This window comes from Actinosynnema pretiosum (genome assembly GCF_002354875.1).
Lineage (GTDB): Bacteria > Actinomycetota > Actinomycetes > Mycobacteriales > Pseudonocardiaceae > Actinosynnema > Actinosynnema auranticum.
Genome location: NZ_CP023445.1, coordinates 1684430 through 1710882, shown reverse-complemented (window position 1 = coordinate 1710882; position 26453 = coordinate 1684430). Strand labels below are relative to the sequence as shown.

Annotated in this window: 24 protein-coding genes; 16 read left to right on the top strand and 8 right to left on the bottom strand. The window is 75.7% G+C overall.

The annotated features are described in order from the left end of the window. Nucleotides 1-18 precede the first annotated feature (18 nt). The gene (locus CNX65_RS07790) at nucleotides 19-1188 is read left to right on the top strand and encodes an acyl-CoA dehydrogenase family protein (RefSeq protein WP_015800407.1); all 1170 of its coding nucleotides are present in this window, start codon (nucleotides 19-21) and stop codon (nucleotides 1186-1188) included. 156 nt (nucleotides 1189-1344) lie between these two features. Here CNX65_RS07790 and CNX65_RS07785 read toward each other — a convergent pair whose 3' ends face one another. Further along, nucleotides 1345-2004, bottom strand: a complete 660-nt coding sequence (locus CNX65_RS07785; RefSeq protein WP_096492158.1) for a GntR family transcriptional regulator — start codon at nucleotides 2002-2004, stop codon at nucleotides 1345-1347. Between the two features lie 89 nt (nucleotides 2005-2093). On the opposite strand from CNX65_RS07785, the gene CNX65_RS07780 reads away from it, so the two are divergent. The 4 genes from CNX65_RS07780 to CNX65_RS07765 all read left to right on the top strand — a co-directional run bounded on the left by CNX65_RS07780 (nucleotide 2094) and on the right by CNX65_RS07765 (nucleotide 5355). Next, on the top strand, nucleotides 2094-3044 hold the full coding sequence (locus tag CNX65_RS07780; RefSeq protein ID WP_096492157.1) for an asparaginase: 951 nt from the start codon (nucleotides 2094-2096) through the stop codon (nucleotides 3042-3044). Nucleotides 3045-3339: 295 nt separating this feature from the next. Further along, nucleotides 3340-3654, top strand: coding sequence for a hypothetical protein (locus CNX65_RS07775; protein ID WP_015800404.1), 315 nt, complete (start codon nucleotides 3340-3342; stop codon nucleotides 3652-3654). 80 nt (nucleotides 3655-3734) lie between these two features. Further along, entirely contained in the window at nucleotides 3735-4163 is a 429-nt protein-coding gene (gene msrB, locus CNX65_RS07770) for a peptide-methionine (R)-S-oxide reductase MsrB (RefSeq protein WP_096492156.1), read from the top strand. A 259-nt stretch (nucleotides 4164-4422) separates the two neighbouring features. After that, a complete protein-coding gene (locus CNX65_RS07765; RefSeq protein ID WP_096492155.1) occupies nucleotides 4423-5355 on the top strand; it encodes a TIGR04222 domain-containing membrane protein in 933 nt (310 codons plus the stop codon). Between the two features lie 54 nt (nucleotides 5356-5409). Here CNX65_RS07765 and CNX65_RS07760 read toward each other — a convergent pair whose 3' ends face one another. Further along, nucleotides 5410-5967: a DUF3558 domain-containing protein gene (locus CNX65_RS07760; protein ID WP_096492154.1), complete on the bottom strand. Its 558-nt coding sequence runs from the start codon at nucleotides 5965-5967 to the stop codon at nucleotides 5410-5412. After that, nucleotides 5964-6341 (bottom strand): hypothetical protein, encoded by a 378-nt coding sequence (locus CNX65_RS07755; protein WP_096497667.1) that lies wholly within the window; start codon nucleotides 6339-6341, stop codon nucleotides 5964-5966. Before CNX65_RS07755 ends, CNX65_RS07760 begins: the two co-directional genes overlap by 4 nt. 124 nt (nucleotides 6342-6465) lie before the next feature. On the opposite strand from CNX65_RS07755, the gene CNX65_RS07750 reads away from it, so the two are divergent. From CNX65_RS07750 to CNX65_RS07715, 8 genes are all read left to right on the top strand, one after another. Further along, the gene (locus tag CNX65_RS07750; RefSeq protein WP_096492153.1) at nucleotides 6466-7377 is read left to right on the top strand and encodes a TIGR04222 domain-containing membrane protein; all 912 of its coding nucleotides are present in this window, start codon (nucleotides 6466-6468) and stop codon (nucleotides 7375-7377) included. Then, nucleotides 7349-8185 (top strand): TIGR04222 domain-containing membrane protein, encoded by an 837-nt coding sequence (locus tag CNX65_RS07745; RefSeq protein ID WP_096492152.1) that lies wholly within the window; start codon nucleotides 7349-7351, stop codon nucleotides 8183-8185. Before CNX65_RS07750 ends, CNX65_RS07745 begins: the two co-directional genes overlap by 29 nt. Before the next feature lie 28 nt (nucleotides 8186-8213). Further along, nucleotides 8214-9002 (top strand): TIGR04222 domain-containing membrane protein, encoded by a 789-nt coding sequence (locus CNX65_RS07740; RefSeq protein ID WP_232519741.1) that lies wholly within the window; start codon nucleotides 8214-8216, stop codon nucleotides 9000-9002. Beyond that, nucleotides 8995-9828 carry a DUF692 domain-containing protein gene (locus tag CNX65_RS07735; protein WP_232519740.1) on the top strand — a complete coding sequence of 278 codons (834 nt, stop codon included), beginning with the start codon at nucleotides 8995-8997 and terminating at the stop codon, nucleotides 9826-9828. Before CNX65_RS07740 ends, CNX65_RS07735 begins: the two co-directional genes overlap by 8 nt. Continuing rightward, the gene (locus CNX65_RS07730; protein ID WP_096492150.1) at nucleotides 9825-10184 is read left to right on the top strand and encodes a hypothetical protein; all 360 of its coding nucleotides are present in this window, start codon (nucleotides 9825-9827) and stop codon (nucleotides 10182-10184) included. The genes CNX65_RS07735 and CNX65_RS07730 overlap by 4 nt, the downstream gene beginning before the upstream one ends. An 86-nt stretch (nucleotides 10185-10270) precedes the next feature. Further along, nucleotides 10271-10741: a hypothetical protein gene (locus CNX65_RS07725; protein WP_096492149.1), complete on the top strand. Its 471-nt coding sequence runs from the start codon at nucleotides 10271-10273 to the stop codon at nucleotides 10739-10741. Nucleotides 10742-10893: 152 nt separating this feature from the next. After that, nucleotides 10894-14124 (top strand): S8 family serine peptidase, encoded by a 3231-nt coding sequence (locus CNX65_RS07720; protein ID WP_232519739.1) that lies wholly within the window; start codon nucleotides 10894-10896, stop codon nucleotides 14122-14124. A gap of 209 nt (nucleotides 14125-14333) precedes the next feature. Then, nucleotides 14334-17510 carry a S8 family serine peptidase gene (locus tag CNX65_RS07715; protein WP_096492148.1) on the top strand — a complete coding sequence of 1059 codons (3177 nt, stop codon included), beginning with the start codon at nucleotides 14334-14336 and terminating at the stop codon, nucleotides 17508-17510. Between the two features lie 446 nt (nucleotides 17511-17956). On the opposite strand, the gene hemQ is transcribed toward CNX65_RS07715, so the two are convergent. Genes hemQ through hemE form a run of 3 tightly spaced genes read right to left on the bottom strand, consistent with a single transcriptional unit; the run spans nucleotide 17957 to nucleotide 21152 of the window. Further along, a complete protein-coding gene (hemQ, locus tag CNX65_RS07710) occupies nucleotides 17957-18655 on the bottom strand; it encodes a hydrogen peroxide-dependent heme synthase (protein WP_096492147.1) in 699 nt (232 codons plus the stop codon). 26 nt (nucleotides 18656-18681) lie between these two features. Beyond that, nucleotides 18682-20103: a protoporphyrinogen oxidase gene (gene hemG / locus CNX65_RS07705; RefSeq protein ID WP_096492146.1), complete on the bottom strand. Its 1422-nt coding sequence runs from the start codon at nucleotides 20101-20103 to the stop codon at nucleotides 18682-18684. After that, the gene (hemE, locus tag CNX65_RS07700) at nucleotides 20100-21152 is read right to left on the bottom strand and encodes a uroporphyrinogen decarboxylase (protein WP_096492145.1); all 1053 of its coding nucleotides are present in this window, start codon (nucleotides 21150-21152) and stop codon (nucleotides 20100-20102) included. The genes hemG and hemE overlap by 4 nt, the downstream gene beginning before the upstream one ends. A 159-nt stretch (nucleotides 21153-21311) precedes the next feature. Here hemE and CNX65_RS07695 point away from each other — a divergent pair, with 159 nt between their 5' ends. Next, a complete protein-coding gene (locus CNX65_RS07695; RefSeq protein ID WP_096492144.1) occupies nucleotides 21312-21860 on the top strand; it encodes a DUF3000 domain-containing protein in 549 nt (182 codons plus the stop codon). Between the two features lie 103 nt (nucleotides 21861-21963). On the opposite strand, the gene CNX65_RS07690 is transcribed toward CNX65_RS07695, so the two are convergent. Next, nucleotides 21964-23130: a dipeptidase gene (locus tag CNX65_RS07690; protein ID WP_096492143.1), complete on the bottom strand. Its 1167-nt coding sequence runs from the start codon at nucleotides 23128-23130 to the stop codon at nucleotides 21964-21966. A gap of 255 nt (nucleotides 23131-23385) precedes the next feature. Between CNX65_RS07690 and CNX65_RS07685 the strand changes: the two genes are divergently transcribed. Both CNX65_RS07685 and CNX65_RS07680 read left to right on the top strand, forming a co-directional pair. Beyond that, entirely contained in the window at nucleotides 23386-24102 is a 717-nt protein-coding gene (locus tag CNX65_RS07685; RefSeq protein ID WP_015099292.1) for a response regulator, read from the top strand. A gap of 70 nt (nucleotides 24103-24172) precedes the next feature. Beyond that, entirely contained in the window at nucleotides 24173-25417 is a 1245-nt protein-coding gene (locus CNX65_RS07680; RefSeq protein ID WP_096492142.1) for a ribonuclease D, read from the top strand. Between the two features lie 309 nt (nucleotides 25418-25726). On the opposite strand, the gene CNX65_RS07675 is transcribed toward CNX65_RS07680, so the two are convergent. Next, a complete protein-coding gene (locus CNX65_RS07675) occupies nucleotides 25727-26422 on the bottom strand; it encodes a MerR family transcriptional regulator (protein WP_096492141.1) in 696 nt (231 codons plus the stop codon). Between the last annotated feature and the right edge of the window lie 31 nt (nucleotides 26423-26453).

The window sequence follows — 26453 nt, the reverse complement described above, 5'->3', positions numbered from 1 at the left end:
CGCTTGGGAGGCAAACGGATGGACTTCGCGCTCGACGAGGAGCAGACGCAGGTCCGGGACTGGGTGCGGGAGTTCGTGCGCCGGGAGATCACACCGCTGGAGCCGGAGGTGCTGCGGCGCGAGCGGGCCGGGCAGCCGGGGCTCACCGGCGACGAGCTGGCCGAGCTCCAGGCCAAGGCCCGCGCGTCGGGGTTCTTCGGCGTGCTCACGCCGCAGGAGTACGGCGGGATGGGGCTGGGCGCGGTGATGGCGGCGCTGCTGGAGACCGAGCTGGGGCGCTCGTTCGTGCCGTTCCGGTTCGGCGGGTACGCCGACAACATCCTGTTCCACGGCAACGAGGAGCAGAAGGAGCGCTACCTGCTGCCGACCATCTCCGGCGAGCGGGTGTCGTGCTTCGCGATCACCGAGCCGGGCGCGGGGTCGGACGCGAAGGCGATCCGGACGTCCGCGCGCCGCGACGGCGACGACTGGGTGATCAGCGGCGAGAAGACGTTCATCACCGGCGGGCACGAGGCGGACTTCACCATGGTGTTCGCGGTGACCGACCGGGAGAGGGGCGCCGACGGCGGCGTCACCTGCTTCCTGGTGGACCGGGACATGGGGTGGCGCTCGGAGCCGATCTCCACGATGGGCCAGTGGGGTCCGGCGGCGCTGGTGTTCGACGAGGTGCGGGTGCCGTCGGAGAACGTGCTGGGCGAGGTCGGCGGCGGGTTCCGGCTGGCCATGCAGTGGATCGGGCAGGGGCGGTACCTGCTGCCCGCGCGGGCGCTCGGGTCCTGCGAGCGGCTGGTGGAGATGGCGGTCGAGCAGGCCAGGAACCGGGTCACGTTCGGCAAGCCCATCGCCGAGTACCAGGCGATCCAGTGGATGATCGCCGACTCCGCGGTGGAGGTGGAGGCGCTGCGGTGGCTGGTGCTGCACGCGGCGTGGCTGGTCGACCAGGGCGTGGACTCGCGGCACGCGCAGTCGATCGCGAAGCTGTACGGCGGGGTGAAGGCGAACGAGATCGTGGACCGGGTGCTCCAGATCCACGGCGGCATGGGGTACACGCGGGAGCTGCCGGTGGAGCGGTGGTACCGGGAGCTGCGGCTGCTGCGGATCTACGAGGGCACGGACGAGATCCAGCGGCGCACGATCGCGCGGAACCTGCTGAAGGGGCACGCGAAGGTCACCGGCTCGCTGGGGTGACGGCAGTTCGCTGGGTGACGGCGGCCCGCTGGGTGACGCAGGCGGGCGGGTGACCCGGCGGGTGGATGAGCGGCGGGCGGGCCGGGGGCGGTTCGCCCGCGCTCCCGCCCGGTGACCCGGCTCCGGGTCCCGCCCCCTGGGCTCAGCTCCGGGGGCTCAGCTCCGGGGCTCGGCCCCGACCTCGGCGACCAGCTGCACCCGCACCCGCTCCAGGTGCGCCCGCATGACCTCGGCGGCCCGCGCGCCGTCACCGGCCTCGACCGCGTCGACCAGCGCCTCGTGGTCGTCCAGCGACGCGGTCTGGTGCGGCGGGTCGTCGCGCAGCGCGCTGCGCAGCAGCACCACCCGCTGCTGGACCAGCCGCACCTGCTCGGCGATCCGGGGGCTGGCGGCGGCGTCCAGCAGGGCGTTGTGGAAGGCCAGGTCCAGCCGGTGCGGGAACCGCTCGCCCGCCCGGTGGCTGCGCCGGGACTCGGCGCACACGGCGCGCATCGCGGTCACGTCCGCCTCGGAGCGCCGGGCCGCGGCGAGACCGGCGGCGGCGCACTCCAGCGCCGTGCGCAGCTCGAACAGCAGGGTGACCTCGGTGGCGTCGGCCACGGGCACGTACGCGCCCCGGTTCGGGACGAGCACCAGCAGCCCCTCGGACGCCAGCTGCCGGATCGCCTCGCGCACCGGCCCCCGGCTGATGCCCAGCCTCGCCGCCAGCTCGACCTCGTTGACCCGCTGACCCGCGGACACCTCACCCGACAGGACGATCTCGCGCAGGGCGTCCACGGTCTGCCCGGTGAGCCCCAGCGGGATCGGCGGTGTCACGGAAGTCTCTCTAGCACATCGCCCTCCCGTGCTGTTAACTGCCAACAGTTGACAGCTTGGGCCGGACGGCCCGGCGAGGAGGGCGGGACATGGCGCACGAGCTGGTCGCCGAGGTGTGGCGCGGCGATTTCCTGGAGTCGGTGCACCACGGCTCGGTCGTCGCCCTGGACCCGTCCGGGACGGCGGTGCTCTCGGTCGGCTCGCCCGACGAGGTCTGCTACCCCCGGTCCTCGAACAAGCCGGTGCAGGCGCTCGCGATGCTGCGCAACGGCCTCGACCTGGACCGCGAGCTGCTCGCGCTGGCCTGCGCCAGCCACTCCGGCGAGGACTTCCACGTCGACGGCGTGCGGCGGATCCTGGCGGGCGCCGGCCTCGGGTTCGACGACCTGCGCTGCACGCCCGGCCTGCCGATCGGCGAGCGCGCCCTGGTCGCGCACCACGCGCTGGGCCGGGGCGCCGAGCCGAGGTACATGAACTGCTCGGGCAAGCACGCGGCGATGCTGGCGACCTGCGCGGCCAACGGCTGGTCCACCGCCGACTACCTCGACCCGGCCCACCCGCTGCAGACCGCGATCGCCACGACCCTCGCGGAGCTGGCGGGCGAGCCGGTGGGCGCGATCGGCGTCGACGGGTGCGGCGCGCCGCTGCTCGGGATCAGCCTCACCGGGCTGGCCAGGGCGTTCGGCGCGATCGCCAGCGCCGAGCCGGGCACGCCGGAGCACCGGGTCGCGACCGCCATGGGCGGCCACCCGGAGTGGGTCGGCGGCACCGGGCGGGACGTGACGGCGCTGATGCGCGCGCTCCCCGGCTCGGTCGCCAAGGACGGCGCGGAGGGCGTGTACGCGATCGGGCTGCCGGACGGCTCGGCGGCGGCCTGCAAGATCGCCGACGGGTCCAGCCGGGCCAGGACGGTCGTGCTGGCGGCGGCGCTGCGCGCGCTGGGCGTGGAGGTGCCGCGGGAGCTGGCCTCCGTTCCCGTGCTCGGGCACGGCGAGCCGGTGGGCGCGATCCGCCCGGCCTTCGCCCCCGTCCCGGCCTGAGGACCGCGGCGTCCGCGCGCTCCCGCCGGGGGTGAGCGCGCGGACGCCCGCCGGGCCACCGGGAGCCACTGCCCGGTGAAATCACCACCCGCCGGGGCGCGGTCGCGGAGCAGCGGCGCACACCCGTCGGGAGCAGCGCCGACGACGCCGTCCGGAGCCGGGGACACGCCCGCCGACCAGCGGAGACAGCCCCGCCGTCACCCGTCCGGACGGCGGTGGCCCTGCGCGTTCCGCCGCCCCCGAACCGCTCCTCCGGCTCACTGGCGCGCGATCGCCCCGGCACTACTCTGTGCGCATGGCCAGCGCGCACGCCGCCGACTCACCCGACGACCTGCCGTCGACCAGCGTCGACGACGAGCTGATCGGCCTCGACCCGGACGACCCCGAGACCAGGGCGTTCGCCGCGCACCTCGACCGGATGCGCAGGGAGCACCCCACCTACACCGTCGAGGGCTCGCTCGCGGGCGTGTCCGACTTCGCCGACTCGGCCAACCGCGCGGGCGGCCTGCGCAGGCAGGGGGCGGTGCTGATCGTGGTGCTGATCCTGCTCGGCGCGGGCGCGGGCGTCTGGTACAGCCTCGGCGACATCATCGCGACCCTGTTCGACTAGCGGGCGCGCGGGGAGCGGCTCCGACCGGCGGCAGGCGCGACCGGCGGTCCCCCGCGCCGGGCTCGACTAAAATCACCGTCATGGAACCTGTCACCGGCACCACCCCGAAGGTGGTCCACTCCGAGCTGGAGTGGCGGGAGATCCTGACCCCGAAGGAGTACGCGGTGCTGCGCGAGGCGGGCACCGAACCCGCGTGGGTCGGGGAGTACACCGACACCAAGACCGAGGGCGTGTACGACTGCCGGGCGTGCGGCGCGGAGCTGTTCCGCAGCGACACCAAGTTCGACTCGCACTGCGGCTGGCCCTCGTTCTTCTCCCCGCTCGCGGCGGACCGCGTCATCCTGCGCGAGGACCGGGCGCTCGGCATGGTCCGCACGGAGGTGCTCTGCTCCGCCTGCCACAGCCACCTGGGCCACGTGTTCGAGGGCGAGGGGTACGCGACGCCCACCGATCAGCGCTACTGCATCAACTCGATCAGTTTGCGTCTGGTCGAGAAGCCCTCGGTCTAGCAGACTGGAGCGCGCTACTCACCCGTGACGTCGAGAGCGTTGGAGGGGTCATGCGCGTGTTCAAGGGGACTGACGGCGAGGGTTCGAGCGGCGTCGACGGGGGTTCTTCCTCCTGACGCGCCACGGCGCCGCACCGGGCGGGCCTCGGACCTCAAGGCTTGCCCAACTCACTTGTGACCGGTGTGGCGCAGCGCACACGATTGCCTCGGAACACCGCTGACCGGCTGACGGTCGGAGGTTCACGAGGGGGTGGTTCGTGATGCGTCCGTGGGGGCTTTCGGGCCCGGAGTTCTTGGAGCTGTACTGGATCGCGCTGGGCGTCGCGCTGGCGCTGGCGGTCCTGACGAGGTGGTGGCTGCGGGGGACGCGGGGAGCGGACCCCGCAGCCGCGCTCACGCTGCCCGAGCTGGCGCACCTGGTCGGCGGCCCGCTGCGGGCGGCCGAGGTGGCCACGGCGGCGCTGCTCGACGCGGGCGCGCTGCGACCGGGCCGGAACCGGACGGTGAGCCGGGTCAAGGGCGCCAAGCCGGGCAACCCGGTGGAGGCCGCCGTGCTCACCGACGCGGCCCGCTACGAGCGCCGCACCCTTCCGCTGCTGCTCACGTCCGTCGCGGACGGGGGCGCGGTGCGGGAGGTGGAGCGGCGGCTGGTCCTGGCCGGGCTGCTGATCTCGCCCGAGCGGGCGAGGAGGTGGTTGCGGATCGGCGTGCTGCCGATGCTGCTGGTCGCGCTCGTGGGGGTCGTGCGCTGGGTCAACGGGGTGCGGATCGGCGCCCCGGTCGGCTGGTTGACCCTCCAACTGCTGCTCACCGCCGTGCTGGTGCTCGTGCTGGGCACCAGGTTCCTGCCCGGGAGGACCGCGCGGGGCGTCGCGCTCGTCGCGGACGCGCGCACCAGGGGCCTGGTCGGCGGCTGGGGCGCGTTCGGGCCGACGTCGCCCGCCGTGGAGGCGGTGCTGTTCCAGGGGTTCTCGGCGCACCCGGACGCGGAGGTGCGCAGCGCGGTCCGGCCGACGGCGCGCTCGCGCAGCGGGGCGTCCGCCGGTGGTGGCGGGGGCGGGGTGGCCTACTACGGCGCGGTCGGCGGGTTCGACGGCGGCGGAGGCGGGTCGTCCGGGGACGGCGGCGGGGGCGGGGGCGGCTGCGGCGGTGGGGGTGGCGGCGGCTGCGGTGGCGGCGGCGGGGGCTGCTGACCCCCGGTGAGCGGTGGGCGGTGGTCCTCGTCGACCACCGCCACCGGCTGCGCGCTACTCGGTGGGCAGGGTGGGGGTGATGGCGTTGGCCAGGGCGGTCGCCGCGTCGCAGGCCTGGTCGAGCGAGGCGTGGTAGACACCCACGAAGTCGACCCTGGCGGTCTCGCTGACCTCCACCCGCACGGCGCAGGACGTCGCTCCTGCGGGCTTGCGGTCGAGGAGGGCGGCCCGACCCGCGATCGTGATGTTGCTGACCTCGCTGTCGGGACCGGGCACGGCCTTGCTGAGCCCGAGGGTCGGGAACACGCTCATCCGCACGGTGATCCTGTTGTCATCACCGAGGTCGTACTTGCCCACGCAGCTCTCGGGCTCCCGCTTCTTGATCTCGACCAGCGGGAACTGGCCCGCGACCCGCTCGAAGTCGGCGCACAGCTCCAGGTCAGCCAGCCCGGAACCCGCGGGGGCCGAACCTGCCGTGCTGCCGGGTGCGGCCGGGTTCGAAGTCGCCGGGGTGGCCGTCCCCGGCTCGACGGTGGAGCACGCGGACAGGGCGGACGCGAGGAGCGCGAGGGCGACAAGCCGGACGTTCTGCACGGTCTTCTTCCGTCTCACTGGGAGTTGAACTTCTCGACACGCGCGTCATCGACCGCGCTGTAGTTCTCCTTGGCCTTCTGCATTGCCTGGAGAGCTTCGCCCAAGGCGATCTTGAGTTGATCGATGGCGGGGATCAGCCCGATCGTGCCAGGCCCGCCCAAGGCGTTCTCGAGGTTGTACTCGCTCATCCTCACAGCGTCCGGACTGGTCCCCAACTTCGTCTTCTGCTGAAGCAGTTCCGTCTGCTCCTGGATGCCGTTCAGGTCGTCCAGCGCTGTCTTGATCGCGTGGATGTAGGCGTCGGCCCCGCTCTTGCTGATCGCGAACCCACCCGATTCGGCGGTCTGCTTGAGCGCGCTCATCCCCGCTGTCATGGACTGCAACGCCGCCATGTTCAACCCCTGCGGTATCACCATCCACCCCCCGTGCTCAGTTATTCCAACATTTCCCGCAGGCTACCGGAGCACTTCCCGCAACACCCCCAGGTCAGCGCACCTTCCGACCTAGTCTGGTCGCATGACCGACGCGGTGTTCGCCCTGGTGCTCGGCGTCCTGCTCCTCGGCGCGGTGGTGGTCGGGGCGCGGCTCAAGCGGGTCGCCGGGACGGCGCCGCGCCGGGCGCTGACCTTCGAGGAGGTCGGGTACCTGGCCGGGGGGCCGGTGCGGGCGGCCGAGGTGGCGCTGGCCTCGCTGGTGGCGCAGAACCGGGCGCGGGTGTCCGGTGGGCGCGTGGTGGCGGTGGGCACGCCCGAGGAGCGGGAGGAGCCGACCGCGCTGGCGGCGGAGCTGCTGGGCGCGCTCGGCGACCGGCCGCGCGGGCTGGACGGGCTGCTGCTGGGCGCGGCGTCCTCCGCCCCGGCGCGGGCCGTCGGGCGGGGGCTGGTGCGGGGCGGGCTGCTCGTGCCGCCGCGCGCCCGGTTGCGGCGGGCGGCGCTGAGCGTGGCCCCGCTGGTCGTCCCGGCGGCGCTCTCGGTCGTGCGGCTGGGCGCGGTCGGGGTGGTCGGGCTGGCGCTGACCGGCGTCGCGGCCGTGGTGCTGCTGCTGGGCGCTCCCCCGGTGCTCACCCTCGCCGGGTCGCGCGCGCTGGCCGACGCCACCGCCGGGCTCGCCCCGGTCGACGCGGCCGAGCTGGCGGCCCGGTTCGGGCTGGCCTCGGCGGTGCGCGGGTCCGTCCGGGAGGCGCCGCGCGAACCGCCGGTGGCGCGGGCGGAAACAGCCGTGTTCGACGGCGAGCGGGCGGAACCGATCGGGGAGCCCGAGACGTCCCAGGTCCGGCTGCCCGGGCGCAGGCGCCCCGTCGAGGTGGAGCCGCTGCGCTGGCAGCGGGGCAGCGGCCTGCTCGCCGCGGGCGGTTGGTTCGTCGGCGGCTGGTTGGCCGCCGAGTGGGTGGAGGACTGGGATGGCGACTTCGGCGGCGACGCGGGCTGACGGGCTCACCACCGAGCAGCTGGCCTGCCTGGCCGGTGGGCCGCGGCGGGTCGTGGAGGTGGCGGTGCTCGCGCTGGTGCGGGCGGGCGCGGTGCGGGTCGGGCGGAACGGCGTGGTCAGCGCGGTGAGCGGGGCGTCCCCGCGCACCGGGGCGCAGGCGGCGGTGCTCGCGCACCTCGGGCAGCACCTGGGCAACGTGGTGGAGAAGGCCTCGGACAGCACCGGGGCCCGCGCGGTGCGCGACGAGCTGCTGGCGCTCGGGCTGCTGCGCTCCCCCGCGTTCCAGGAGCGGGTGCGCGCGGCCCGCGCGGTGCTGGTGATGCTGGCCTGCCTGCTCGCGGCCTCGCTCGTGGTGCTGCCCGAGCACCTCGTCGCGAAGCTGGCCCTGCTGGTGGCGCTGCTGCTGGTGCGGCACGGCCTCGGGTTCTGGAAGGGCATGGTCAACGGCCGGGGGCGCGCGGTGCTGCGGGACGCGCCCTCGGCGATCGCCGGGCGGGTCGACTGGTCGGAGCGGGTGATCGCCCTCGTGGGCTTGCAGGGCGGGTTCCAGGGGCGGCCCGCGCACGAGTTCACCGTGGTGCCGGAGAGCGCGGTGCGCACGATGCGACCGCCGCGCAACGCCGCGAGGGCGGGGGCGGCGTCCGGGGGCGGCGCGTACGGCGGCGGCGTCCACCACGCGGACAGCGGGTGGTCCGACAGCGGGTGGAGCGACGGCGGCGGCTCGGACTCGTCGGGCGGGGGCTCCGACGGCGGATCGGACTCCGGCGGCGGGTGCGGCGGCGGCTGTGGTGGCGGTGGCGGGGACTGACCTCGTGCCGGGACGGGAGAGGACGGGCATGACGAGCGCGGTTCGGGCCGAGCAGCTGCACCCCGAGGAGGTGGCCTGCCTGGTCGGCGGGCCATGGCGGGTCGCCGAGGTGGCGGTGGCGGCGCTGGCCGTGACCGGGTCGGCGCGGATCTCCAGGGACGGCGTGGTGAGCGCGGTGCTGGGCGGCGGCGCGCGGACCGGGGTGCAGGCCGCCGTGCTGGCGCGCTCCGGGCAGGCGCTCGGCGACGTGGTGGCGGGCGTGGCGGGTGGGCCCGAGGCGCGCTCGGTGCCCGCGGAGCTGGTGCGGCGCGGGCTGGTGCGCACGCCGGGGCGGCGGCGGGCGGTGTCCCTGGCCCGCCCGCTCGCGCTCCTGGTGGCGGTGGGTGCGGCGGTGTGCGCGTTCGTGCTGGAGGTGCTCGTCCCGGTCGCGCTGGTCGTGCTCGCGGCCGGGGTGGCGCTGAACGTTGTGCTGCTGCTCCAGCGCGGACCGCTGACCGGGGCGGGCAGGCGGGTGCTGCGGCAGGCCCGCGCCGTGCCCCCCGGCCTGCCGGACGGGCCGGAGCGGGTCGTGGCGGCCAGGGGGCTGCTCGGGCGCCACCCGGTCGCCCTCCCGGCGGACGCGCGGAAGTCGCTGGCCGGTGCGGCGAGGCGGCGGGGCGGCGCGCGCTCGGACGGGGCGTCCGGCGGGGCGGGGTGCGGGAGCGGGCACAGCGGCGGATTCTCGTCGTGCGGCTCCGGCGACTCGGGTGACTCCGGCGGCGGGTGCGGCGGCGGGTGTGGTGGCGGCGGCGGGTGTGGTGGCGGCGGCGGTGACTGACCGGTCGCCGGGACGGGAGGGGAACGTGGTGGAGCGGCTGGGCGTGGGCATCGGCTGGCGGTCCGAGATCGACCTGACGGTGGAGCGGCTGCCCGGCGTCGACTTCGTCGAGGTGGTCGCGGAGAACCTGCGGCCGGGCCGGCTGCCCGAGTCGGTGCGGCTGCTGCGCGAGCGCGGCGTGCCGGTGCTGCCGCACGCGGTGTCGCTCTCGCTCGGCGGGGCCGACCCGGTCGACCCGGCGCGGGTGGCGCACCTCGGGGCGCTGGCCGAGGAGCTGGGCGCGCCGCTGGTCAGCGACCACGTGTGCTTCGTGCGCGCGGGCGGCCTGGACTCCGGGCACCTGATGCCGGTGCCGCGCACCCGCGAGGCGCTGGACGTGCTGGTGGCCAACGTCAGGGCCGCGCAGGCCGTGCTGCCCGTGCCGCTGGCGCTGGAGAACGTCGCGGCGCTGCTGGAGTGGCCGGACAGCGAGCTCAGCGAGGGGCGGTTCCTCGCCGAGCTGGTCGAGCGCACCGACTGCCACCTGCTGATCGACGTGGCGAACCTGTACGCCAACGCCCGCAACCTCGGCACGGACGTCGAGCGGTTCCTGGACGAGATCCCGCTGGAGCGGCTGGCGTACGTGCACGTCGCGGGTGGCGAGGAGCACGACGGGGTCTACCACGACACGCACACCTCCGCGGTGCTGCCGCAGGTGCTCGACGTGCTGGCGCGGCTGCGGGAGCGGGTCGACCCGCCGGGCGCGCTGCTGGAGCGGGACGGGGACTACCCGTCGGACGCGGAGCTGGCCGCCGAGCTGGCCGCGATCCGGGCGGTGCTGGGGTGACGGAGCCGCAGCGGGAGCGGTTGGCGGCGGCGCAGGGCGAGCTGCTGCGGGCGCTGCTCGCGGACGGGCCCGCGCCGGGCGGGTTCGACGCGGAGCGGCTGCGGGTGGAGGCCCGGTCGCTGCTGAACAAGCGGCGGTCGGTGGTGGCCGCGATCCGGCCGGACGTCGCCGGGGAGCTGGGCGAGCGGTTCCGCCCGCTGTTCGCCGAGTACGCGCGGGGCAACCCGCGCAAGGACGGCAGCCGGATGCGGGAGGACGCGGCGGCGTTCGCCGAGTGGGCGGCGGCGCGGGGCGAGCTGGCCGCGCCGCGGGCTCCCCGGCCCGAACGGCGGCGGTGGTGGCGGTTCGGGCGGTGACCTCCCGCGTGGAAAGCGCTTGCTCACCGCGCGCGGGCAACCGTGCGGCCCGGTCGTCCCGTCCTGGGGTCGTGCGGAGATCCTGGGTGGTGCTGCCGGCGCTGCTCGCGCTGGCCGGGTGCGGGGGCGCGGGTGGCGGGACCGCCTGCACGCTGATCGGCGCGGAGGCGGGGGTGGCCCTCGACGTCGACCTGCCGGGCGCCGGGTCCGGGACCCTGCGGCTGTGCGGGGCGGGCGGGTGCGCAGACCACCCGGTCGAGCTGCGCGACGAGCGGGTCGTGGTGACCACGAGCTGCACCGGGACCCGACCGGACGACACCTGCGGCGCGGTGTCCGGACCGGGCGGGGGCAGGGCGGGGTTCGTCCCGGTGCCCGAGCTGACCGGGGAGCCGGTCACCGCCACGCTGGTGCTGCTCGACGCGGCGGGCGCGGAGCTGCTGCGCCACACCGGGGAGCTGCGCCCTCGGGCGACCCGGCCGAACGGGCCCGGGTGCCCGCCGGAGGCCGCGCAGGCGGCCCTGTCCGTTGCGGCGGACGGCGCAGTGACCGCCCGCTAGCCCCGACCAAGCCGGAACCCGCCGGACAGCGGCTGTCCGGCCCGCGCGACCTCCCTAGCGTCGGTGGGGTCAGGGGCGCGTCACTGCTGGGCGCATCCGCCGCGACCGGAGGTGACGACGCCTTCCGCTTCCCGCGCAGGGAGGACGTCCGCGTGCGCAGCAGAACCCACCACCGCACCCCGTTCCGGGGCCTGGCAAGAAGATCCCTCGTCCTGTGCGCGGTGCTCGCGCTCGTCGCCGCGCCCGCGACGGCCGCGCCCCAGGAGCCGCCGCCACGCGCCGAGACGGACTCGGCGCAGGCCCCGCCACCGACCGAGCACCGGGTCACCCTGATCACCGGCGACCGGGTGCGGTTCGCGGGCGAGCGGGTGCTGTCCGTGGAGCCCGGTCCCGGCCGGGAGCGGTCGGTGGTGCGCTCGCACGCGCGGGACGGGCGGCTGCGGGTCGTGCCCGCCGACGCCGCGCCGCTGCTGGGCGCGGGCAGGCTGGACCCGAGGCTGTTCGACGTGACGGGCCTGGTCGAGGCCGGGTACGACGACGCGCGCCGGGACGACGTGCCGCTGATCGTGACCGGTCCGGACGGCGCGGGCGCGATCGGCGCGGCGGGCCGGGAGCTGCCGCTGCTCGGCGGGCGCGCCACCAGCGTCGCCAAGGCGGACGCCTCGGCCGCGTGGCGCGAGCTGCTGGCCGGGCCTGCGGAGCGGAAGGTCTGGCTGGACGGGGTGCGCCGGACCAGCCTGGACGGGAGCACGAAGCAGATCGGCGCGCCGAGCGCCTGGGCGGACGGGGTCACCGGCGCGGGCGTGACGGTCGCGGTGCTCGACACCGGGATCGACGACGCGCACCCGGACCTGGCCGGTTCGGTGGTGGGGCGGGCCAACTTCACCGACGAGCCGGACGGCGACCTGGTCGGGCACGGCACGCACGTCGCCGCCACCACCGCCTCGCGCGGTGAGCGGTACCGGGGCGTCGCGCCGGGCGCGGAGCTGTTGGACGGCAAGGTGTGCGGGACCGCAGGCTGCACCGAGTCGTCCATCGTGGACGGCATGTCCTGGGCCGTGGCGCAGGGCGCGGACGTGGTGAACCTGAGCCTGGGCGGCCCGGACACCCCGGAGACCGACCCGCTCGAAGCCGCCGTCGAGCTGCTCTCGGACCGGGCGCTGTTCGTGGTCGCGGCGGGCAACGGCGGCAGGCCGGGCAGCGTCGAGTCCCCCGGCAGCGCCGACTCCGCGCTGACCGTGGGCGCGGTGGACCGGCAGGACGGGCTCGCCCCGTTCTCCAGCCGGGGACCGAGGACCGGCGACCGCGCGGTCAAGCCGGACCTGACCGCGCCCGGTGCGGGCGTCGTGGCGGCCCGCTCGGCGACCGCGATCGTCGGCGAGCCGGTCGGCGAGGCGCACGCGGCGATGTCCGGGACGTCCATGGCCACCCCGCACGTCGCGGGCTCGGCCGCGCTGCTGCTCCAGCGGCGGCCGGACTGGACCGGGCAGCGGGTCAAGGCCGCGCTGGTCGGGTCGGCCCGCCCCACCGAGGGGCTGACCGCGTTCGAGCAGGGCGCGGGGCGGGTCGACGTGGCGGCGGCGGGCGCGGTGCGGGTGACCGCCGAACCGGCGAGCCTGGCGCTGGGCTCGCAGCGCTGGCCGCACGAGGACGACGCGCCGGTGACGAGGGACCTGGTGTACCGCAACGACTCCGACGCCCCGGTGGAGCTGTCGCTGGCCGCCGAGGTGCTGGACCCGGACGGCGGGCCGTCGGCGGTGGTCTCGGTCTCCCCCACCACCCTGTCCGTGCCCGCGGGCGGTCGGGCGAGCGCCCGCGTCACCGCCGACACCCGGCCGTCCGCGCCGGACGGGCTGCACGTCGGCGCGGTCGTCGCGTCCGGCGGCCCGGTCCCGCTGCGCACCGCGCTGAGCGTGGAGCGCGAGCCGGAGAGCCACGACGTCGCCTTCACCGTGCTGGACGACGGCGGCGCGCCCGCGTCGGACTACTACGCGTCGGTGATCGGCCTGGACAACGAGGTGTTCGCGTTCCCGCACGACCCGGACGGCGCGTTCACCCTGCGCCTGCCCAGGGGCGACTACTACGCGAGCGCCGACGTGACCTCGCCCGGCGGGGCGGTGGCGGTGCTGCCCAGACCGGCGCTGTCGGTGCGGGCCGCCACCTCCGTGGTGCTGGACGCCCGCGCCGCGCGGCCGGTGGCGATCACCGCGCCGGACCCGGCGGCGCGGGAGGCGCTGGGGGACATCACGGTGGTGCGCAGGCAGGGCGAGCGGCAGGTCAGCTCCAGCACCGCGTTCCTCGGCGGGTTCGGCGCGGAGGTGTCGATCGCGCACTCCGGCCCGGCCCTGCCGGACGAGCAGGTGACCGCGCTGATCGGGGCGCAGCTGCGCGGCGAGCCGGAGGACGGGCTCCCGGTGACCTACCGGTTGGCGTGGGTCGAGCAGGGCAGGCTGCCGACCGGCTTCACCCGGCGGGTCGACGAGGGCGAGCTGGCGCGGGTGCGCGCCGACAACGGCCCCGGCCCGGCGGACCGCACGTTCGGCCGGGGCGCGAACCCGGTCACGCCGGACGGGGTCGGCGGCTGGGCCTGGCAGGCCCCGGTCACCGCGCCCGGCTCGGCCCTGGACCTGGTCACCACCGCCGACACCGCGTGGAGCTGGAACCTGCTCCAGCACGACCCGACCGGCTCGGCGGAGGCCGCGCTGACCTCGCCGGAGCGGTCCTACCGGCCGGGCAGCTCGCAGGTCGAGCGGTTCAACGACCCGGTGTTCTCCCCCGCGCTGCCGCCGTCGCGCGCGCCGCTGCTGTCGCGCTCCGGTGACGTGCTCAGCCTGGCGGTGCCGGTGTTCGGGGACGGCGCGGGCAACGGCGGCAGCTCGAACGCCGCGTCCGCGCGCACGGTGCTGCTGCGCGACGGCGTGCCGGTCGGGGAGAGCCCCTACGGCGCGAACGGGCTGTTCCCGGTGGAGCCTGGGGACGCGCGCTACCGGGTGGAGACGGACGTGGTGCGCGCCGAGGGCGTCTCCGGGTTCACCCGGCGGGTCGTGGCGGCCTGGGAGTTCGCCTCCGGCAGCACCTCGGAGCCGACCGCGCTGCCGCTGACCGCGGTCCGGTTCGCCCCGGCGCTGCGCGACGGCACGACGCCTCCGGGCGCCACCGAGGTGCCGCTGGTGGTGCAGCAGCACGCCGCCGAGGGCGTGCGGGACCTGGCGGCGCAGGTGTCGTTCGACGGCGGCGCGACCTGGTCGGCGGCCCCGGTGTCCGGTGGCGCGGCCAGGTTCACCGCGCCCGAGGACGGCTCGGTGTCGCTGCGGGTCACCGGGTCGGACTCGGCGGGCAACCGGTTCGAGCTGGCCGTCGTGGACGCCTGGCGGATCGGCTGACCGGTGCGGGGGCGCCGCCTCGCGCGGCGCCCCCGCACCGGCGAAGTGCCGCCGCCCGGCCGCTGCGCTCCCGATCTTGGTCTCGCTAGCGTCGTTCCCGGTTGAGGGGGCGGGGTTCCTCCCGGCTCGCCGCCGCCCGCACCGGCGCCGCGCCTCCCGCCGCGCGCAGACCGCGCGCGACGCCGACGCGGGAGGTGTCCGGTTGTGACGTGGAGCGGGAAGCGCGGCGCGGTGCTCGTCACCGCAGCCGCACTGCTGGTGGGCGCGCGACCGGGGTCGCCTCGGCCGACCGGCGCGGGGGACCGCCGGTCGGGCCGGGGGCCGGGGAGCGGACCGAGGTCACGCTGATCACCGGTGACCGGGTGGTGCTGCGCGGCGGCGGGCTCGGCGAGGTCGTGGCCGGTCCGGGCCGGGAGCGCCAGGTGTTCCGGACCTCGGTGGCCGGTGCGCGGCTGCACGTGGTGCCGCAGGACGCGGTGCCCGCGCTGGCGTCGGGGAAGCTGGACCCGAGGCTGTTCGACGTGACCGGGCTGGTCGACGCCGGCTACGACGACGCGCGCCGGGACAGCGTGCCGGTGGTCGTCACGCGCGACGGCGGCGGGCGGACCTCGGCGCTGGAGGTCGGCCGGGAGCTGCCGCTCGTGGGCGCGGTCGCCGCGCGGGCCCCGAAGTCCGGGGCGGCGTTCCCGCAGCTGCTGGCCGATCCGGGCGTGCGGAAGGTGTGGCTGGACGGGGTGATGCGGCCGAGCCTGGACCGCAGCGCGGGGCAGATCGGCGCGCCCGCCGCCTGGGCGGCCGGGCACACCGGCGCGGGCGTGAGGGTCGCGGTGCTCGACACCGGCGTCGACGACGGGCACCCGGAGCCGGCGGGCCGCGCGGTCGCGCGGGCGAACTTCACCGACTCCGCCGAGCACGTGGACGACGTCGGCCACGGCACGCACGTGGCGGCCACCATCGCCTCCGCGGGCGGGACCTACCGGGGTGTGGCCCCGGACGCCGAGCTGCTGGACGGCAAGGTGTGCGCGCTCGACGGCTGCGCCGAGTCCTGGATCCTGGCCGGGGCGCAGTGGGCGGTGGACCGGGGCGCGGCCGTGGTCAACCTGAGCCTGGGCGGCGCCGACACGCCCGGTCTCGACCCGGTCGAGGAGGCCGTGGAGTCGCTGTCCGACCGGGCGCTGTTCGTCGTCGCGGCGGGCAACTCGGGCAGGCCGGGCACGATCGGCTCCCCCGGTTCCGCCGACTCGGCGCTGACCGTGGGTGCGGTGGACCGGCAGGACGGGCTCGCCCCGTTCTCCAGCCGGGGGCCGCGCCTGGGCGACAGCGCCGTGAAGCCGGACGTCACCGCGCCGGGCACCGACGTCGTCGCCGCCCGCTCCCGGCACGGCACCGAGGGCACGCCGGTGGACGAGGGGCACGTGTCGATGTCCGGCACGTCCATGGCCACCCCGCACGTCGCGGGCGCCGCCGCGCTGCTCAAACAGCGGCACCCGGACTGGTCGGGGCGGCGGATCAAGGCCGCGCTGGTGGCCTCGGCCACGCCGAACCCGGCGCTGACCCCGCACCAGCAGGGCTCCGGCCGGGTGGACGTGGCGCGGGCGCTGGCGCTGGAGGTGTCGGCGGAGCCGTCGAGCCTGGCGCTGGGCGTGCGGGAGCGGCCGCACGACGACGACGAGCCGGTGACCGGGGACCTGGTGCACCGCAACGACTCCGACGCGCCCGTGGCGCTGGACCTGGCGGTGGACGCGGTCGGCCCGGACGGGCGGCCGACCACCGGCGTGCTCACCGTCGCCCCCGCCGCGCTGACCGTGCCCGCGGGCGGGACGGCGACGGCGCGGGTCACCGGCGACACCCGCCCGGACGTGCCGGACGGCGCGCACAGCGGCCTGGTCACCGCGTCGTCCGGCGGCGGGGTGCTGGTGCGCACCCCGGTGTCCGTCGAGCGGGCCCAGGAGCGGTGCTCGCTCACCGTGCGGCACGTCGGGCGCGACGGCGGGCCCGCCGAGGAGAGCGACACGGCCGTGATCGACCTGGACCAGCCCAGCCCCCGGTACTCCGTCGGCGCGGAGAGCACCGCGACCCTGCCGCCCGGCGAGTACGGGGTCTGGTCCTCGGTGGCCTCGGGCGGTGGCGGGGCGCTGCTGACCAGGCCAGCGCTGGTGCTGGACCGCGACACCACCATCACCGTGGACGCGCGCGAGGCCGAGCCGCTGCGGGTGACCCCTCCGGACCCGGAGGCCGAGCCCCTGGTCGGCGGCTACACGATCAACCAGGTCCACGAGGGGCGCACGACGAGCTACACCTACCTGTTCCCCGGCGGGTTCCCCGAGGAGCTGTGGGTGGGGCGCAACGGCGGGGAGCTGCCCGCCGGGCAGCAGTCCCGGTCGGTGGGCGCCCAGTCCGCGGGCGGGGACGGCTCGTTCTACCGCTTCGGCTGGGAGGAGCCGGGGGTGGGGGCCGGGTTCGTCCGCGAGCCCGCGGCGGGCGAGCTGGCGACCGTGCGCACCACCGTCGGCCCGGCGCCCGAGGGGCAGCGGGCCTCGCACGCCGGGAACCCGGTGTTCGGCGACGGCAGCGGGTGGGGCGCGTCCTCGGAGGTGGCCGCGCCGGGCGTCGTCGTCGACCACGTGAACACCGAGCCGGGGTGGCGCTGGACGTACACCCAGAACACGGCGGACTTCGCCTGGAGCGCGGGCCAGAGCAGCGGCGACGAGCGCTACCGGGCGGGCCGGGAGCACCGGCGCTCCACCAACGGGCCGGTGTTCGGCCCGGTGCTGGCGGACTGGAGCACCCCGCCGCTGGTGCGCGAGGGCGGTCAGCTCCGGTTCTCGCTGTCGTTGTTCGGCGACCGGGCGGGCAACCTCGGCGCGTCGGACACCGCGTCGGCGCGGACCGCGCTGGAGCGGAACGGGAAGCCGGTCGGCGAGAGCGCCTGGCCGGGCAGCGGCCAGTTCACCCTCGAACCGGGCGCGGCGGACTACCGGGTGTCCACCGAGGTGGTGCGGACCGGGGGCGCGTCGGACTTCTCGACGCGGCTCAGCGGCGCGTGGACGTTCCGCGCCGGCGCCGGGACGGGCCGGGCCGAGTTGCCGCTGACCCTGGTCCGGTTCACGCCCGCGCTGGACCGCGACGGCGCGGCGCGGGCCGGGTTCTCGCTGCTGCCGCTGGAGTTCCAGCGGGCCGGTGGGGCGAGCGGGCTGCGGTCGCTGACCGTGGAGGCGTCCTACGACGACGGGGCGAGCTGGGCGAAGGTCCCGATGCTGCTGGGCAGCGCGCTGCTGGACCTGCCGCGCGCCGGGGAGTTCACGTCGTTGCGGGTCAAGGGCGTGGACGGGGCGGGCAACGGGTTCGAGCAGACCGCCATCCGGGCCTACAAGATCAAGCACTAGTCGGATCGCGGGGGCGCCTACCGCGTGGTGGGCGAGGGTCGTGGCGCGGCGGCGCTGGCGGTCGTGGCACTGCTGGCGGGCATCACCCCTGGGAGCGGGCGGGAGCAAATCGCCTTCCACAGCACCACGTCCGGCGGCCGGGTGCGCGTGGCGCCCGGTGACGCGGGTCTCGGGTTCCTGGACGTTCCGCTCGACCGGCCTGCGCTCGCTCACCGCCGAGGTCTCCTACGACGACGGCGCGACCTGGTCCCCGGCGCGACTGTCCGGGACGACCGCGCTGCTGGACCACCCGCGCGGCGAGGCGTTCGCGCCACTGCGGGTCAAGGGCTCCGACGACGCGGGCAGCACCCTCGACCAGACCACCGTCCGGGCCCGCGAGCTCAAGGGGTGGCGCACGTGTGGCCCGCGGGGAAGCAGGCGCAGTGCTCCCCCGCGTGGCCACTGCCTCACGGCAGGTTCAGCACCAGCTCCGACGGCGCGATCATGGTGCCGGTGTAGAACGGCAGCTCCTCGCGCACGTGACGGCGGGCCTCGGTCGCGCGCAGGGCGCGCATCAGGTCGACGATGCGGTGCAGCTCGTCGGCCTCGAACGCCAGCAGCCACTCGTAGTCGCCCAGGGCGAACGAGGCCACCGTGTTCGCCCGCACGTCCGCGTAGTCCCTGGCCGCGAGGCCGTGGTCGCGGAGCATGGTGCGGCGCTCCTCCTCGGGGAGGATGTACCAGTCGTAGGACCGCACGAACGGGTACACGCAGATGAACTTCCGCGCCTCCTCGCCCGCCAGGAACGCGGGGACGTGGCTGCGGTTGAACTCGGCGGGCCGGTGCAGGCCGACCTGGCTCCACACGGGGGTGGACAGCGCGCCCACCCTGGTGTGGCGGAACCCGGTGTAGGCGGCCTGGACCTGCTCGATCTCCTCGGCGTGCCACCAGATCATGTAGTCCGCGTCGGCGCGCAGACCGGCCAGGTCGTACACGCCGCGCACGGTGACGCCCTTGGCGGCGAGGCCGTCGATGTACTCCTGGGCCTCGGTCGCCGCGGCGGCGCGGTTCTCGCCGAGCGAGCCCGGCTGCGGGCCCTTGAAGACCGACCAGGCGGTGTAGCGGATGGTGTTGTTCAGCTCGTTGTAGTTCAGGTCGTCGGACATGGCCCCATCTTCCTCTTGCCGTGCACTCAACTCACCCGGCCGAGGACGTGCGCCGCGACACGCTGCGCGGCCTCGTCCCCGGTCGTGATGCAGGCGGGGATGCCGACGCCGTGCAGCGCGGCGCCCGCGACGGCCAGCCCCGGCGCGGCCTCGACGGCCCGCTCGACGCCCGCCACCAGGTCGAGGTGCCCGAGCCCGTACTGGGGCAGTCCACCGCCCCACCGGGTCACGGACGTGTCGACGGGCTCGGCGGTGACGCCGGTGAGCTCGGCGAGGTCCGCGCGCACCGCCGCGACCAGCTCCTCGTCGGGGCGCTGCAACGACTCCACGTCGCCGTGCCTGCCGACGGAGCCGCGCACCAGCAGCGGATCGGTCCCCAGGTGCGCCCACTTGCGGCTGGAGAAGGTGAACGCCTTGGCGGTGTACGGGGTGCCGCTCGCGTGCCGCTCGCCCTCGGCCAGCAGCACGCCGGAGCGCTCGGGCAGCTCGGTGCCCGCGGGCAGCGCGAGCGCGACCACGGCCATGGACGCGACCTCGATCCGCCCGAGGCCCTCGGCTGCGGCGGGGACCGCGTCGGCCAGGAGCTTGCGCGCGGACGGCGCGGGCACGGCGAGCACGACGCCGTCGACGTCGAGGTGCTCGGGCTGGGCGGCGGTCCCGATCTCCAACCGCCAGCCCTCGGCGGTCTTCGCGAGCCCGCGCACCGGCAGCCCGAGGCGCACGTCGGCCTTGGCGGCCTCGGCGAGCTTGTCGACCAGGGCGGCCATGCCGCCGCGCAGCGCGCCGAAGATCGGCGGGCGCGGACCGGAGGCGGCCTTCGCGGGCACGGGCATCGCGCGCGCGGCGGCGGCCAGCAGCGAACCCTCGCCCGCGTCCAGCGCCTCGGCGAGCTGCGGCATGGTGGCGCGCAGGCTCAGCGCGTCCGCGCGACCGGCGTACACCCCGCCCAGCAGCGGCCCGACCAGCCGGTCGGCGACCTCGGGGCCGAACCGCTCGCGCAGCAGCTCGCCGACCAGGACGTCCTCGCCGCCCAGGGCGATCGGCGGCAGCCCCGGTTCGGCGGCGACCCTGGAAAGCGCTTCCTCGGACAGCACGTCCCGCACCGCCTCGGCGGAGGCGGGCACGCCCATCAGGGTGCGCGGCGGCACCGGCCGGACCTGCCCGCCCGCGAGGATCGTGGACGGCGCGCCGGTGGGGTGCACCAGCTCGTCGGCCAGCCCCAGCTCGGCCACCAGGTCGGCGGCCTCGGCGCGGCGGTGCAGGAACGCCTCGGCGCCCACGTCGTACAGCTTCCCGGCGAGCTCGACCGTGCGGAGCTTGCCGCCGAGCAGGGGCGCCTGCTCGACCAGGGTGATGGTGGCGCCGGGACCGAGCAGGGCGCGCAGCCGGTAGGCCGCGACCAGACCGGAGATCCCGCCGCCGACGACCGCTACCCGCGTGGCGTTCATCGCGACCGGTGCACCAGCTCGACGGCCTTGGTGATCACGTCCGGGTCGGTGTCCGGCAGGACGCCGTGGCCCAGGTTGAAGATGTGCCCGGAGGCCACCTTGCCCTCCTCCACGATCCGGTCGACCTCGCGCTCCAGCGCGGGGATCCCGGCGAACAGCAGCGCCGGGTCGAGGTTGCCCTGCACGACGGGCGGCGGCAGGTCAGGCGCGGCCTGGACCATGCGGCGCACCGCGACGTCCAGCGGGGTGCGCCAGTCGACGCCGACGACGTCCGCGCCCGCCTCGCGCATCGCGGGCAGCAGCTCGGTGGTGCCGACGCCGAAGTGGATGCGCGGCACGCCCGTGACGCTCTCCAGCACCCGCGCGGAGTGCGGGAGGACGAAGGTCCGGTAGTCGCGCTCGGACAGCGCGCCCGCCCAGGAGTCGAACAGCTGCACGGCCTTGACGCCCGCCTCGACCTGCACGCGCAGGAACTCGGCGGTGATGTCGGCGATCTTGGCCAGCAGGGCGTGCCACAGGTCGGGGTCGGAGTGCATGAGCGCCTTGGTGCGCTCGTGGTTGCGGCTCGGGCCGCCTTCGACGAGGTAGGAGGCGAGGGTGAACGGGGCGCCCGCGAAGCCGATCAGCGGGACCTCCCCGAGCTCCTTCAGCAGCAGCCCGATGGCGTCGGCCACGGGCCGCACGTGCCCGGCCTCCAGCACCGGCAGGGCCGCGACGTCGTCGCGCGTGCGCACCGGGTGGGCCACGACCGGCCCGGTGCCCGCGACGATGTCCAGGTCGACACCGGCGGCCTTGAGCGGCACGACGATGTCGGAGAAGAGGATCGCGCCGTCCACGTCGTGCCTGCGGACCGGCTGCATGGTGATCTCGCAGACCATCTCCGGGTCGAAGCAGGCGTCCAGCATGGCCGTGCCCGCGCGCAGCGCCCGGTACTCGGGCAGCGAGCGGCCCGCCTGGCGCATGAACCACACGGGGGTCCGGGACGGGGTGCCGCCACGCGCGGCGACCAGCAGCGGGGGTTCGGTCATCTCGGTCATCTCGCCGACCATCGTCCCACGCGTCGAGAACGCGGTGCGGAGTGGTGGGTGGGTCGTCCATCACGCTGCGTCGCGAGTCAGCGGACCCGACTTGTGGATCTTCGGAGAGCCTGCGGAACGCCCGGCGCGCCTGCCCCGCGGGGCGGGGCCGACAGGCATACAGTCGGGCCCGTGACGGGAGACGCTGGGGAGCCCGAGCTGTTCCGGCGCGCGGTGCGGACCCTGAGATCGGTGCGGACCCGGCCCGAGGTCGAGCTGACCGAGGTGCGGGCGCCGCAGCGGTTGGCCCCGTGGGCGTTCGCGCTGACCGCCGAGGTGACCGGCCCCGAGGACGAGCTGTCCACGGGGCGGTTGGTGCTGCTGCACGACCCCGAGGGCGTGGAGGCGTGGTCGGGCTGCTTCCGGGTGGTCGCGTACGTGCGCGTGGAACTGGACCCGGAGCTGGCCTCGGACCCGCTGCTGCCCGAGGTCGGGTGGTCGTGGCTGACCGACTCGCTGGAGCAGGCCGGGGCGGAGTTCACCGCGCTGGGCGGCACGGTGACGCAGACGTCGTCGGCCCGGTTCGGCGACATCGCGGCCCAGGGGCGCACCGACGACCTGGAGCTGCGGGCGTCCTGGACGGCCGTGGACGCCGAGCTGACCGCGCACGGCGCGGCCTTCTACGACCTGATGGCCACGGCCGTGGGCCTGCCCCCGGTCGGGGTGACGAGCCTGCGCTGACCTCGTGCTCCCTTGAAGCCCCCGATGGGGCTTCAAGGTCCCTTGCCCGCCGGAACCGCGGGCCGCCGACGAGCCGCGAACCCGACGGCGTCCCCGCTCCGCCCTACTCGTCGTTCGCGCGCAGCACCCGCAGCGCGTTCGCACCCGCGAGCTTGGTGCAGTCCGCCTCGCTCCACCCGCGCTCCAGCAGCGCCGCGAACAGGTTCGGGTACCCCGACACGTCCTCCAGCCCGTTCGGCAGGAACGCGACCCCGTCGTAGTCGCCGCCGATCCCGATGTGGTCGATCCCGGCCACCTCGCGGGCGTGCTCGACGTGCGCCACGACGTCCTCGATCCCGACCTCCGGGGTCGGCCCGCCCGCGGTCCAGGTCGCGGCGAACCGGTTCCTGGCGTCCAGGTCGTTGTGCCGCTGCCCGGCGTCCGCCATGGCCTCGCGCAGCCGGGCGTCCCAGGCCGCGTAGGCGGGTGACACGAACGCGGGCACGAATGTGACCATGCACACACCCCCGTTCCCGGCGAGGCGCTCCAGGACGGCGTCCGGGACGTTCCTCGGGTGGTCGGCCACGGCCCGGCAGGACGAGTGGCTGAACATGACGGGCCTGGTCGTGACGTCGAGGGCGTCGTTCATCGTCGTCTCGGCGACGTGCGAGAGGTCGACGATCATGCCGATCCGGTTCATCTCGCGCACGACCTCGCGCCCGAACGAGGTCAATCCATTGCTAACGGGTGTATCCGTGGCCGAATCCGCCCACGGGGTGTTCTCGTTGTGGGTCAGCGTCAGGTACCGGACACCCAGCCTGCGCAGCCCCCGCAGGACGGCGAGCGAGGAGTTGATGCTGTGCCCGCCCTCGGCCCCGATCAGCGAGGCCACGCGCCCGGAGGCGAACGCCGCCTCGGCCTCGTCCGCGGTGGTGGCGATCGCCAGGTGGTCGGGGTAGCGCCGCGCCAACCGGTGGACGAGGTCGACCTGCTCCACGGTCGTGACCACGGCGGCGTCACCCGGCAGGGAGCACGGGACCCACACGGACCAGAACTGCATCCCCAACCGGCCCTCGCGCAGCCTCCCCAGGTCGGTCTGGAGACTGGGCTGGTGGGCCGTCAGGTCGACGGTGTCGGCAGCGGCACACGGATCGGCGCCCGTTGACTTTTCACCGATTTGCCCTTCGGCACCGAAGTCGCGCAGTGCCCAGGGGAGGTCGTTGTGCCCGTCGACCAGAGGCACCCGTGCCAGCAGTTCTTCGGCGCGCAGACGCGCGGTGAGGGCGGCCACTGGTCAACTCCTGTCTGTCGTTATGAGTCCGGTTCGCGTTACGGGGCCCAGCCGGTTGTCATCCAATCGTGTGACAACGGAGGCCGTCGGTGACAACTCATCGGGGATAGATACCCGATTGATCGTCCCGTAGACCCGCTTGGGCGGCTACGCTGCCCCAGACGACACCACTTTCGGTCGATCAGTGGCGCGGCTGATTGGACGAAAGTCCCGGTGCCGGTCGGGGGGCACGACCGACTCCAGGGAGGTAGTGACGTGGCTGCCGTCGGCTTAGGTCAGGCCGTTCGTACCACGCCAGCCGGCTCGTTGCCGGCGAACATGGTCCCGCACCCGCGGGAGGAGCTTTTTTCGGTGTTGGTGGTCGACGACCACCCGCTGCTGAGGGAGGCGATAAGCGCCCGGCTCACCCAGATGGGAGCCGGGACTGTGCATGAGGCGGCTTCGGTCGCGGAAGCTCGGGCGCGGGCTCTCGCAACCGGACCGTGCGATCTCGCGATCCTCGATCTGGGTCTGCCGGACGGCACCGGCATCGACCTGGTCACGGAACTCCGTGCCCAGGGCTGGCCCCGCATCGTGGTCCTCGCGTCCTCCGACGACCCCTACGCGGTCAGGTCGGCCTTCCAGGCGGGCGCCCAGGCGTACCTCCTGAAGTCCGCCTCGCCGATGGTGGTCACCGACGGGGTGCGCAGGGTCCTCGACGGCGGCGTCTACGCGGACCCGAGCGTGGCACCCGTGCTGGCTGCGGGAACTCGCGTGCCGGGCACCGACAACACGCCGCGGGAGCTCTCCGCGCGTGAGGTCGAGGTCCTCCAGCTGGTCGCCGATGGCCAGAGCAACAAGGAGATCGGCGAGGCTCTGAGCCTGTCCGCGCTCACGGTGAAGTCTCACCTGTCGCGGATCGGGCGCAAGCTGGGCACCGGGGATCGCGCTCAGATGGTCGCGCTCGCCATGCGGGCGGGCGTGATCCGCTGAACCGCAGGTCGACGCGCTGAACGAGTCGAACACACCCGCGAGTGGTGCGTTCGTCGTAGGGTCATCCGCCGTGGACGTACCCGCCGACGAGCGAACCGATCCGACCGGTGCACAGCCGGTCCCGCTGACGGAACCCGCTGACGGGGTTCCGCCGGTGGTGGCCGACTCCTCGGCACTCCGGCGAGCAGCTGACGCGCTCGCCGGGGCCGAGGGCCCGGTCGCGGTGGACACCGAGCGAGCCTCGGGCTACCGCTACTCGCAACGCGCTTACCTGGTGCAGCTGCGCCGGGAAGGCGCCGGGACCGTGCTGGTCGACCCGATCGCCCTGGGCGGTCGGTTGGACCCGCTGGTCGAGGCGCTCGAAGGGACCGAGTGGGTGCTGCACGCGGCGTCGCAAGACCTGCCGTGCCTCGCCGAACTGGGTCTCAAGCCGAGCGCGTTGTTCGACACCGAGCTGGCGGGCAGGCTGGCCGGTTTCGAACGGGTGGCACTCGGCACGCTCGTCGAGCTGCTGCTGGGCTACAGGTTGGAGAAGGGGCACGGCGCGGCCGACTGGTCGCGCCGTCCCCTCCCCGCCGACTGGCTCAACTACGCGGCGCTCGACGTCGAGCTGCTGGTTCAGCTGCGCGACGTGCTCGAGGAGGAACTGAGGCAGCAGGGCAAGCTGGAGTGGGCTCTGGAGGAGTTCGACGCCGCCAGGACCGCGCCGCTTCCCAAACCGAGGGCGGAGCCGTGGCGACGCACCTCGGGGATCCACCGCATCCGCAGCACCAGGCAGCTCGCCGCTGTCCGGTCGCTGTGGGAGACCCGCGACGCTCTGGCGCGCGAGCGGGACCTGGCCCCCGGCCGGGTGCTGCCCGACAGCGCGCTGGTCGACGCGGCGACCCGCAACCCGGCCGACGAGGCCGCGCTGCTGGCGCTCCCGGTGTTCCGGGGACGCGCCCAGCGGCGCATGGCCGGGACGTGGATGGGCGCGCTGCGCAAGGCGGCGGCGCTGCCCAGGGCGGAGCTGCCTGAGACCGCCCAGCACCACGACGGACCTCCACCGGCGAACCGCTGGGCCGACAAGGACCCGGCGGCGGCAGCACGGCTCGCGGCGGCGCGCACCGCCCTGGCCGAGGTCGCCGAGGCGAACACCCTGCCGGTGGAGAACCTGCTGCTGCCAGACCTGGTGCGCCGCACCTGCTGGCAGCCGCCGTCGGACACCTCGCTGGACGGGGTCACGGCGGCGCTCCGCGAAGGCGGGGCGCGCGAGTGGCAGATCGGCTTGACGGCACGGGCGCTCAGCGAGGCCCTGGCCGCCACTCCGGGCTGACCGACCCGCGAAGACGGGTGCGTCGAGGCCGACCGGCGACGGGAGGCCTCCGACCACCGGCACCACCGCACCGACACCGGCCCCACCGCCGACAGGCGCCCGGACCGGCCACAACCGAACACGCACCTCCCTGTGCACCTCTCCTTCCCTGGAGGGCCGCGCCGGTCCCGCACACCGCTCAGGCGTGCCGTTCCGGCGGTCCGGCTCCTCCCCGGACCGGTGGCGCACGCCCAGGGCCGCCCGCGCACCGCGCAGGCGCCCGCTCCCCCGCGCAGCCGGGTCGGCCGCGCGGGTGCTCCCCCGCGCCGCTCAGGCGCCCTCCGGCGCTCCGGCGCCCCCCTCGGCCGCACCGCCGTCCCCGCCGGTCTCCCCGCGCGGGTTCCCGAAGCGCCGTCGCGCCGCCTGCTTGCGCGCGAGCCGCCGCACGGCCGCCAGCGCCGCGTCCCCGAGCACGGTCCCCACGACCACCCGCTCCAGGGCCTCCTCGCGCTCCACCCAGCCGCCCGGCCCGTCGGTGGCGTAGTCCAGGTCGGCCTCGGCCAGCGGCCCGCACAGCCGCGCGTAGCCGTCGAGCAGCTCCCAGAACCGGTCGTGCCCGACCTCCCGCGCCGTCCCGAGCACCCCGACGAGCGCGCGGAGCGCCGGCTCGCCCTCGTCGGCCCGCCAGCCCTGCCGCTCCAGGAACGCCCGCGCCTGCGCGGCGGCCTCGGCGTCCTCGTGCTCCGGGACGGGCGTCACCGCGACCTCGACGGTCGACAGGGCCCGCACCAGCCCCCGCTCCTCCTGGTCGGCGAGCGCGGCGAACACCTCGCCGACCGCGGCGATCGACAGCCCGCCCACGTCGACCATGGCCCGGACCAGCCGCAGCCTGCGCACGTGCTCCTCGCCGTAGCGGGCCTGGTTGGGGCTGGTCCGCTCGCCGGGCGGCAGCAGCCCCTCGCGCAGGTAGTACTTGATCGTCGGCACGGGCACGCCGGTGCGCCTGCCCAGCTCGGCGATTCGCATCAGACCCCTTCCCAGAACGGCACCACATGGA

Bases quoted from the DNA above. Each gene is read 5' to 3' on its own strand.
- CNX65_RS07780 (WP_096492157.1), top strand. From the start codon at position 2,094: ATGGCGCACGAGCTGGTCGCCGAGGTGTGGCGCGGCGATTTCCTGGAG.
- CNX65_RS07745 (WP_096492152.1), top strand. From the start codon at position 7,349: ATGGCGACTTCGGCGGCGACGCGGGCTGACGGGCTCACCACCGAGCAG.
- CNX65_RS07675 (WP_096492141.1), bottom strand. From the start codon at position 26,422: ATGCGAATCGCCGAGCTGGGCAGGCGCACCGGCGTGCCCGTGCCGACG.
- hemQ (WP_096492147.1), bottom strand. From the start codon at position 18,655: ATGTCCGACGACCTGAACTACAACGAGCTGAACAACACCATCCGCTAC.
- CNX65_RS07775 (WP_015800404.1), top strand. From the start codon at position 3,340: ATGGCCAGCGCGCACGCCGCCGACTCACCCGACGACCTGCCGTCGACC.
- hemG (WP_096492146.1), bottom strand. From the start codon at position 20,103: ATGAACGCCACGCGGGTAGCGGTCGTCGGCGGCGGGATCTCCGGTCTG.
- CNX65_RS07740 (WP_232519741.1), top strand. From the start codon at position 8,214: ATGACGAGCGCGGTTCGGGCCGAGCAGCTGCACCCCGAGGAGGTGGCC.
- CNX65_RS07755 (WP_096497667.1), bottom strand. From the start codon at position 6,341: ATGGCGGCGTTGCAGTCCATGACAGCGGGGATGAGCGCGCTCAAGCAG.
- msrB (WP_096492156.1), top strand. From the start codon at position 3,735: ATGGAACCTGTCACCGGCACCACCCCGAAGGTGGTCCACTCCGAGCTG.
- CNX65_RS07790 (WP_015800407.1), top strand. From the start codon at position 19: ATGGACTTCGCGCTCGACGAGGAGCAGACGCAGGTCCGGGACTGGGTG.
- hemE (WP_096492145.1), bottom strand. From the start codon at position 21,152: ATGGTCGGCGAGATGACCGAGATGACCGAACCCCCGCTGCTGGTCGCC.
- CNX65_RS07750 (WP_096492153.1), top strand. From the start codon at position 6,466: ATGACCGACGCGGTGTTCGCCCTGGTGCTCGGCGTCCTGCTCCTCGGC.
- CNX65_RS07765 (WP_096492155.1), top strand. From the start codon at position 4,423: ATGCGTCCGTGGGGGCTTTCGGGCCCGGAGTTCTTGGAGCTGTACTGG.